This window comes from Aeromonas sp. PrichA-15 (assembly GCF_017939245.1).
Taxonomy (GTDB): Bacteria; Pseudomonadota; Gammaproteobacteria; order Enterobacterales; family Aeromonadaceae; genus Aeromonas; species Aeromonas caviae.
Map to the genome: position 1 here is coordinate 1 of NZ_JAGKRH010000171.1, position 7,615 is coordinate 7,615.

Below are 7,615 nucleotides of genomic sequence, written 5' to 3' on the forward strand. Positions count from 1 at the left end.
TGTTCGGTCGGTTCGAGTCGGAATTTGTAGGCTTTCAGAATTTGCATTTAGCGCTCAGTGTGTAGCATTATTGCCATATCTATTAAGCCCGATTGAGTGACAGAATGCAATTCACTAAAATTAATAAATCACGCCATGCGGCCTACATTTTGCACGTACATTTGGTGTTTATCACAAAGTATCGAAAGCCGATATTGGGGGATCTGCATCACGCTTCCTTCGGTCAGTGTGCGGCAGAGGTTTGCAGAGATTTTGGTGCGGAACTGAAAGAGTGTGACGGAGAGGCTGATCATGTTCACATGCTGATAGAGTACGCGCCAACGGTGCAGCTATCGGTACTGGTGAACTCGTTAAAGGCGGTCACATCAAGGCGACTGCGTAATGAATTTCTGGACTTGAGAGGTGCTTACAGCAAACCCGTACTCTGGTCACGCTCTTACTTTGCGGGCTCTTGCGGCGGAGCACCGTTGGAGGTGATCAAGCAATACATTCAAAACCAGCGGGGCTGACGCCCCGGCGAAATTCCCCTCCCACCTACGTCGGAGGGAGTCCCCTTTCGCATTTAAGATGGTGCCGACCGCCGCCACCATGCTGTCCAGGGAGCTGGCGATGTGGCTCGCCTCCTGCACCGTCTCCTGGCTGCGTGCCTCGCTGGCCTGCATCACCTCCACCGCCTGTTTCACTCCGCCCTGCAGGCGCTGGAGCATCTCGTTGATCTCTTTGGTGCTCTGCTGGGTACGGCCCGCGAGGGATCGCACCTCGTCCGCCACCACCGCAAAGCCGCGCCCCTGCTCGCCCGCCCGGGCCGCCTCGATGGCGGCGTTGAGGGCCAGCAGGTTGGTCTGATCGGCGATGCCGCGAATGACCTCCACCACGGAGCCTATCTTGCCGGTCTCGTGGGCGAGCTGCTCGATGACCCCGGCCGCCACATGCACTTCGTCCACCAGCCGGTTGATGCTGCCGATGGCGCTGTTCACCACCCCCCGGGCCGCATCGGACTCGCGGGCCGCATCGCTGGTGGCGCTGGCGGCGTTGGAAGCGCTCGCCGCCACCTCCTGGGCGGTGGAGCTCATCTCGGTCACCGCGGTCACCACCTGATCCGTCTCCTTGCCATGGCCCTGCATCTGCCTGTCCGCATGCTCGCTCAGGCTATGCAGCCGATCCACGGCCCCCAGCAACTGGTGGCTGGTCTCCCCCACCTGGCTCACCACCGACTGGATCCGCTCGACGAAGCGGTTGAAGGCGGCGGCCAGCTGCCCCACCTCGTCCTTGCTCTGCACCTTGAGGCGCTGGGTCAGATCCCCGTCCCCGTCGGCGATGTCATTGAGTGCGGCAACCGCATCCGCCAGCGGGCGGGTGACCCGGTTGCCGATCACCACGGTGGCCGCCAGGGTCACCCCCAGGATCACCAGGATGAACAGCACCCCGGTTTTCAGGGAGCCATACATGGTCTCCTCCCGCTCGCTGCGCAGGGTGGCCAGCTCATTGTCGATGTCGTCGATGTAGAAGCCCGTGCCCACGACCCACTGATACTTGTCGAGCACCAGATTGAAGGAGAGCTTGGGGGCATCCCGCCCGATAGAGGGCTTGTTGGTCCAGTACTCCGAGAAGCCATCTCCTTCCCGCGCCGACTTGATGATCCCCTGAATGAGGAAGGCACCCTTGGTATCCTTGTCCTGCCAGCGGTTCTTCCCCTCCATCTCGGGCCGGGTCGGCAGCAGCACGGTATTGCCCTGATAGTCGTAGACGAAGAAGTAGCCGTCGCTGCCATAGCGCAGCGGCCGCAATATCTCCTTCACCTGCTGGCGCACTTCGGGGCTGTCAGGCTTGCCGTAGCTGCCCTCGATGGCCGTCTTGGCCAGCATCAGATAACTGCTGAGCAGCGCCTTGCGCTCCTTGATTGCCCTCTCCCGCGCCACCACCAGATCCGATTCCAGATCGCTCCTGGCCACCAGGTAGTTGCTGAGATTGACCACCAGGGCCATCAGCAGCACGGGGATGGCCCCCAGTAACAGGATCTTCTGCTTAAGTGTCATTGTGTCACCCTTTGTGCTGTGTTCATTGCTGCATGATGTCTGCCTAAACGGCATGGGAAGCTGGCCGAAAGGGAAGTGCGTTCGCTACAATCCCGCCACCTTTAATTATCGACCAGATGAGCTGACTCATGAACCTATGTCCTTGCGGTTCCTCTCTTTTTCTTGCCAAGTGCTGCGGTGTACTCCACGCAGGTCAGCCCGCCGCCACCCCGGAGCAGCTGATGCGATCCCGCTACAGCGCCTTCGTGCTGGGATTGGGAGAATATCTGGTACACAGCTGGCACCCGGACTATCTGAACGGGCTGACCGCGGCCGACCTCTCATCGACCGACACCCGCTGGGATGGCCTCGAGATCCTCACCAGCCAGGGCGGCCCCGATGACACCCTCGGCATGGTGGAATTCAAGGCCTGGTTCCTGGAAGGGGACGAACGTCACTGCCTCCATGAGCGATCCCGCTTCGTGCGCCATCAGGGGCGCTGGGTCTACACCGACGGCGAGCAGGATCCGGCGCCGCTGCGGGTGGGGCGAAACGACCCCTGCCCCTGTGGCAGCGGCAAGAAGTTCAAGAAGTGCTGCGGCTGAGGTTTCCCCCACGCCGCCCTCTGGCCAGCCCCCGGGCTGGCCTTCTCCCCTCCCGTCATGCTTTCCCCTGCCCGCCTCGACGGTGACGTGAGGTTCATCACATTTCGCTCATCGCCTCACACTTAATGAGCGTTTACGAACATTAATTTGGCCCATATCAAACATTTTACGTCGTGAAGGCGCCACACTGGCCTTATCTGGAAGAGATGAGACGGGCAAGAATGAAAAGAATCACCACACAAGTCGTCATCATAGGGGGTGGCGCCACCGGCGCCGGCATCATGCGCGATTGCGCACTGCGCGGCATCGACTGCATCCTGCTTGAGCGGGACGACATCGCCGCCGGCACCACGGGCCGCAACCATGGCCTGCTTCACTCCGGCGCCCGCTACGCGGTGACGGATCAGGAGTCCGCCCGCGAGTGCATTCAGGAGAACCGCATCCTCAAGCGGATCGCCAGCCACTGCGTCGAGGACACCGGCGGCCTCTTCATCACCCTGCCGGAAGATGACATCCATTTTCAAAATACCTTCATGGACGCCTGCGCCCTGGCGGGCATCGACGCCCGCCAGCTGGATCCCGCCGAGGCGCTACGCCTTGAACCCAACGTCAACCCGGCGCTGATCGGCGCCATTCAGGTGCCGGACGGCACGGTCGACCCCTTCCGTCTGGCTGCCGCCAACGTGCTGGATGCCAAGGAGCACGGCGCCCGCATCTTCACCCACAGCAAGGTGCTGGGGCTGCTGCGCACCCAAGACAGAGTGCACGGGGTCAAGGCGATCAACACCCGCACCGGCGAAGCGTTCGAGGTGGAGTGCCAGGAGGTGATCAACGCCGCCGGCATCTGGGGCCAGCAGATCTGCGAGTACGCCGATCTCGGCATCCGCATGTTCCCGGCCAAGGGCTCCCTGCTAATCATGGATTACCGCATCAACCAGCTGGTGCTCAACCGCGCCCGCAAACCGGCGGACGCGGACATCCTGGTGCCGGGCGATACCATCTCCCTCATCGGCACCACCTCGAGTCGCATCGATTACCACAAGATTGACCAGCTCACCGTCGAGCCTGAAGAGGTGGAAGTGCTGCTGCGCGAAGGGATAAAACTGGCCCCCATCATGGCCCGCACCCGATTGCTGCGCGCCTATGCCGGGGTTCGCCCGCTGGTGGCGGTGGATGGCGACGAGTCCGGCCGCAACATTAGCCGTGGCATAGTGCTGCTGGATCACGCCGAGCGCGACGGGCTCAAGGGCTTCAACACCATCACCGGCGGCAAGCTGATGACCTACCGGCTGATGGCAGAATGGGCCACCGACTTGCTTGCCAAGAAGCTTGGCAACAGCAAACCGTGCCGCACCGCTGAACTGAGCCTGCCCGGCTCGCGGGATCCGGAGAAGGTCTCCGCCCCCGGTCTCTCGGTCCCGGCTGAAGGCTCGGCCCAGTACCGTCACGGCGAGCGGGTCATCGCCTTTTTCCGCGACAATCCCAAGGCCAACGCCCTCATCTGCGAATGCGAGATGGTGACCGCAGGTGAAATCGAATACGCCCTGCGCGAGCTGGATGTGGACAACCTGGTGGATCTGCGCCGCCGCACTCGTCTGGGCATGGGACCCTGTCAGGGGGAGCTGTGCGCCTATCGCGCCGCCGGCCTGATGCAGGAGTACGGCAAGGCCGACGGCCGCCAGGCTTGCGTCATGCTGCGCCAGTTCCTGGAGGAGCGCTACAAGGGCACCCGCCCCGTGCTGTGGGGCGATGCCCTGCGCGAAGCCGAATTTACCTACTGGATCTACGAGGGGCTGTTCGGCCTTGGCGAGTGGACGGCCCCCCACCTGGTGGCCGAGCCCCCCTTCCCGCAAGACGCCAGCACCGCCAATCCCACCAAGGAGCGCAGCCATGAAATTTGACAGCATCGCTATCGGCGGCGGCATGGCGGGCCTCTCCGCGGCCCTGCGCCTGGCCGAGGCCGGCCAGAAGACCCTGCTGATGGCCTCCGGCCAGAGCGCCCTGCACTTCTCCTCCGGCTCGGTGGATCTGCTGGAGAGCGAGGGAGATCCCCGCGCCGCCCTGCCCGCCTTTATGGCCGCCAACCCCGAGCATCCCTACAGCAAGGTGGGGCTGGCCCATATCGCGGCGAGCCTCGATGATCTGCAACGCCACTGCGCCGCCCAGGGCTTGCCGCTGTTTCGCCAGGAGCGCAACCACCAGCGGCTGACCCCCATCGGCACCCTCAAAGCCACCTGGCTCTCCCCCGACACCTGCGCCTGCGTGACCGATGCACCGGCCCCCGACGCCATCCTGCTGGCCACCCTGGAGGGATTTCGCGACTTTCACCCCGAGCTCGCGGCAGCGAATCTCGCGACCCACGCGCGCTTCGCCCACTGCCGCATCCTGACCGGGGAAATTCGGCTGCCCCAGCTGGCCGAGTTCAGCCGCAATCCCCACGAGTTTCGCTCCGCCGACATCGCCCGCCTGTTTGACAAGCAGGGCAATGGCCAGCATGACCTGCTGACGGATCTAGCCCGCGAGATCAGCCGCATGGTGCAGGAGAGCGGTGAGCCGCGCTGCCGCCACCTGGTGCTGCCCGCCTGCCTGTCGCTGGGGCTGGTCGGCCCGCGCCTGACGGAGCTGGAGCAGCGCACCGGCTGCATCATCAAGGAGGTTGCCACCATGCCGCCGTCGCTTATTGGCATGCGGATGCAGGAGGCCCTCAAGCGCCGCTTCATGGCCCTTGGCGGCACCTTCCTCACCAGCGAGCGGGTGCTGGGCGCCCGTTACGACGGAGATCGGGTCATCGGCGTGCACAGCCAGAATGGCGACGATCAACTCTTTGAAGCGGATAACTTTGTACTCGCCTCCGGCAGCTTCTTCAGCCGCGGGCTGGAGTCGCGCCTGCGCGGCATTCGTGAGCCCATCTTCAACGCCGACGTGCTGAGCCTGCCCGAGCGCGACGCCTGGGCCGGCCGCCGCCTGTTCGACCACCACCCCTTCATGGGTTTCGGGGTCAAGACCGACGACAAGCTCAGAGTGCTGCGTGGCGGCAAACCGCTCGTCAACCTCTACGGCGCCGGTAGCGTGCTGGCGCACTATGACCCCATAAAAGAAGGGTCAGGCTCAGGCGTGGCCGTTGCCACCGGCTGGCAGGCTGCCGGTCATATTTTGAGTTCAGCCCAATGACGATTTTGTCCCATATCCCGTGCCTTCACACCCAACGGGAGGAGAACTGACATGCTACTGGATCATGCCAACCAAACCTTCGATCAGTGCATCAAATGCACCGTCTGTACCGCCTACTGCCCGGTGGCCAAGGCCAACCCGGCCTACCCAGGCCCCAAGCAGGCGGGCCCGGATGGGGAGCGGCTGCGCATCAAGAGCCCGGAGCTCTTTGACAGCGCCCTCAAGTACTGCACCAACTGCAAGCGCTGCGAAGTGGCCTGCCCGAGCGGGGTGCGCATCGGCGACATCATCGCCAAGGCCAAACACCAGTACAGCGGCTTCAAACCGGGGATCCGCGAGTTCGTGCTCTCCCACACCGACCTGATGGGCAGCATGTCCACCCTGATGGCCCCGGTGGTCAACTTCACCACCGGCCTCAAGCCGATGAAGCTGGTGCTGGACAAGGCGCTGGGGGTCTCCTCCCACCGCGACCTGCCCAAATACTCCCAGGGCACCTTCCGCGGCTGGTACAAAAAGCAGAAAGCGAGTCAGGCCCGCTTTACGCGCCAAATTGCCTACTTCCACGGCTGCTACGTCAACTACAACCACCCGCAACTTGGCAAGGAGCTGGTGCAGGTGCTCAACGCCATGAACATCGGCGTCCAGCTGCTGGAGCGGGAGAAGTGCTGCGGCGTGCCGCTGATTGCCAACGGCTTCATGGACAAGGCCAAGCAGCAGGCGGCCTTCAACATCCAGCAGCTGGAGAACACCCTGCTCGGCAACGAGATGCCGCTACTAGCCACCTCCTCCACCTGCGGCTTCACCCTGCGCGACGAATACCCCCACCTGCTGGAGCAGGACAACCACAAGGTGCGCGATCGCATCTCGCTGGTGACCCGCTTCCTGTGGAACGAGTTCTACCAGGGCAACAAGCCGGCGATGAAGCCGCTCAATCTGCACATCGCCTACCACACCCCCTGCCACATGGAGAAGATGGGGGGGGTCATCTATACCCTGGAGCTGCTGCGCGCCATCCCAGGGGTCAAGGTGACGGTGCTGGACTCCCAGTGCTGCGGCATCGCCGGTACCTACGGCTTCAAGTCGGAGAACTACCAGACCAGCCAGGCCATCGGCGAGGGGCTGTTTGATCAGATAAACCGGCTCAAGCCCGATCTGGTCATCACCGACTGCGAAACCTGCAAATGGCAGATCGAGATGAGCACAGCGTTCCGCTGCGAACACCCCATCCACCTGCTGGCCCAGGCCCTGGCTTGATCCCCTTGCCACGCTAGGCCAGACGGCCCGCTCGGCAAAGAGGCCGACAAGCAAACACCAGATGGAAAAAGAGCCGGCAAGCGCCGCAATGCTGTTCAGATAAGCACTTTTTTGACTGATTATTCATAAATTGGATTTGAGTTGAGGGGGCAAGGCTGTGTCCAGTCGATCTTCCTCCAGCCTTTATCCAGCGGGGCTTGCAATAGAAAGAGGGAGGCATCATGCCTCCCTCGATTTTTTGTCCTGATACTACGTAGACTGGAACTCAAATTCTCTTAAGTGAACAGCATTGCGGCAAGCGCCGGCTCTTTTTACTGGATCATCGTTCGAATAGGCCATGGTATCCATGGACAATCCTCTGATTGAATCCGGCAATAAGGGGATTATAATGACTCCCTCCCCTAAAGTTAATAATGCATATATATACCTGATTACCCATGATTAGCAGTCAGTTACCACGAACTATACTGATCTTACGTACAGTTATCGAGGTGCGAGATCATGGCCAAAAGCAAAATCCAATTCCAGAAAGGCTACAGCCTGTTTGAGTTTCTCAAGGACTATGGCACT

At 62.0% G+C, this 7,615-nt stretch carries 6 protein-coding genes; 5 read left to right on the forward strand and 1 reads right to left on the reverse strand.

The genetic code is table 11. The annotated features are described in order from the left end of the window. The first annotated feature begins 104 nt into the window (after positions 1–104). A complete protein-coding gene (gene tnpA / locus J9889_RS17815; protein ID WP_125117317.1) occupies positions 105–509 on the forward strand; it encodes an IS200/IS605-like element ISAs26 family transposase in 405 nt (134 codons plus the stop codon). Here the strand turns inward: tnpA and J9889_RS17820 are convergent. Beyond that, positions 429–2,036, reverse strand: coding sequence for a methyl-accepting chemotaxis protein (locus tag J9889_RS17820; RefSeq protein WP_309296056.1), 1,608 nt, complete (start codon positions 2,034–2,036; stop codon positions 429–431). The two genes, tnpA and J9889_RS17820, sit on opposite strands and share 81 nt — an antisense overlap. Positions 2,037–2,164: 128 nt before the next feature. Between J9889_RS17820 and J9889_RS17825 the strand changes: the two genes are divergently transcribed. The 4 genes from J9889_RS17825 (at position 2,165) to glpC (ending at position 7,045) form a co-directional block, all read left to right on the forward strand. After that, the gene (locus J9889_RS17825; protein WP_080989954.1) at positions 2,165–2,620 is read left to right on the forward strand and encodes a YchJ family protein; all 456 of its coding nucleotides are present in this window, start codon (positions 2,165–2,167) and stop codon (positions 2,618–2,620) included. 221 nt (positions 2,621–2,841) lie between these two features. Continuing rightward, entirely contained in the window at positions 2,842–4,521 is a 1,680-nt protein-coding gene (gene glpA / locus J9889_RS17830; protein ID WP_069785654.1) for an anaerobic glycerol-3-phosphate dehydrogenase subunit A, read from the forward strand. Further along, positions 4,511–5,791 carry a glycerol-3-phosphate dehydrogenase subunit GlpB gene (gene glpB, locus J9889_RS17835; RefSeq protein ID WP_052815434.1) on the forward strand — a complete coding sequence of 427 codons (1,281 nt, stop codon included), beginning with the start codon at positions 4,511–4,513 and terminating at the stop codon, positions 5,789–5,791. Before glpA ends, glpB begins: the two co-directional genes overlap by 11 nt. 51 nt (positions 5,792–5,842) lie before the next feature. Further along, complete coding sequence (gene glpC, locus J9889_RS17840) at positions 5,843–7,045, forward strand: anaerobic glycerol-3-phosphate dehydrogenase subunit GlpC (RefSeq protein ID WP_052815435.1); 1,203 nt, start codon at positions 5,843–5,845, stop codon at positions 7,043–7,045. Positions 7,046–7,615 lie beyond the last annotated feature (570 nt).

What these genes read in the sequence shown, in the direction of transcription:
- glpA (WP_069785654.1), top strand. Translation starts at nt 2,842, where the DNA reads ATGAAAAGAATCACCACACAAGTCGTCATCATAGGGGGTGGCGCCACC.
- tnpA (WP_125117317.1), top strand. Translation starts at nt 105, where the DNA reads ATGCAATTCACTAAAATTAATAAATCACGCCATGCGGCCTACATTTTG.
- J9889_RS17825 (WP_080989954.1), top strand. Translation starts at nt 2,165, where the DNA reads ATGAACCTATGTCCTTGCGGTTCCTCTCTTTTTCTTGCCAAGTGCTGC.
- glpB (WP_052815434.1), top strand. Translation starts at nt 4,511, where the DNA reads ATGAAATTTGACAGCATCGCTATCGGCGGCGGCATGGCGGGCCTCTCC.
- J9889_RS17820 (WP_309296056.1), bottom strand. Translation starts at nt 2,036, where the DNA reads ATGACACTTAAGCAGAAGATCCTGTTACTGGGGGCCATCCCCGTGCTG.
- glpC (WP_052815435.1), top strand. Translation starts at nt 5,843, where the DNA reads ATGCTACTGGATCATGCCAACCAAACCTTCGATCAGTGCATCAAATGC.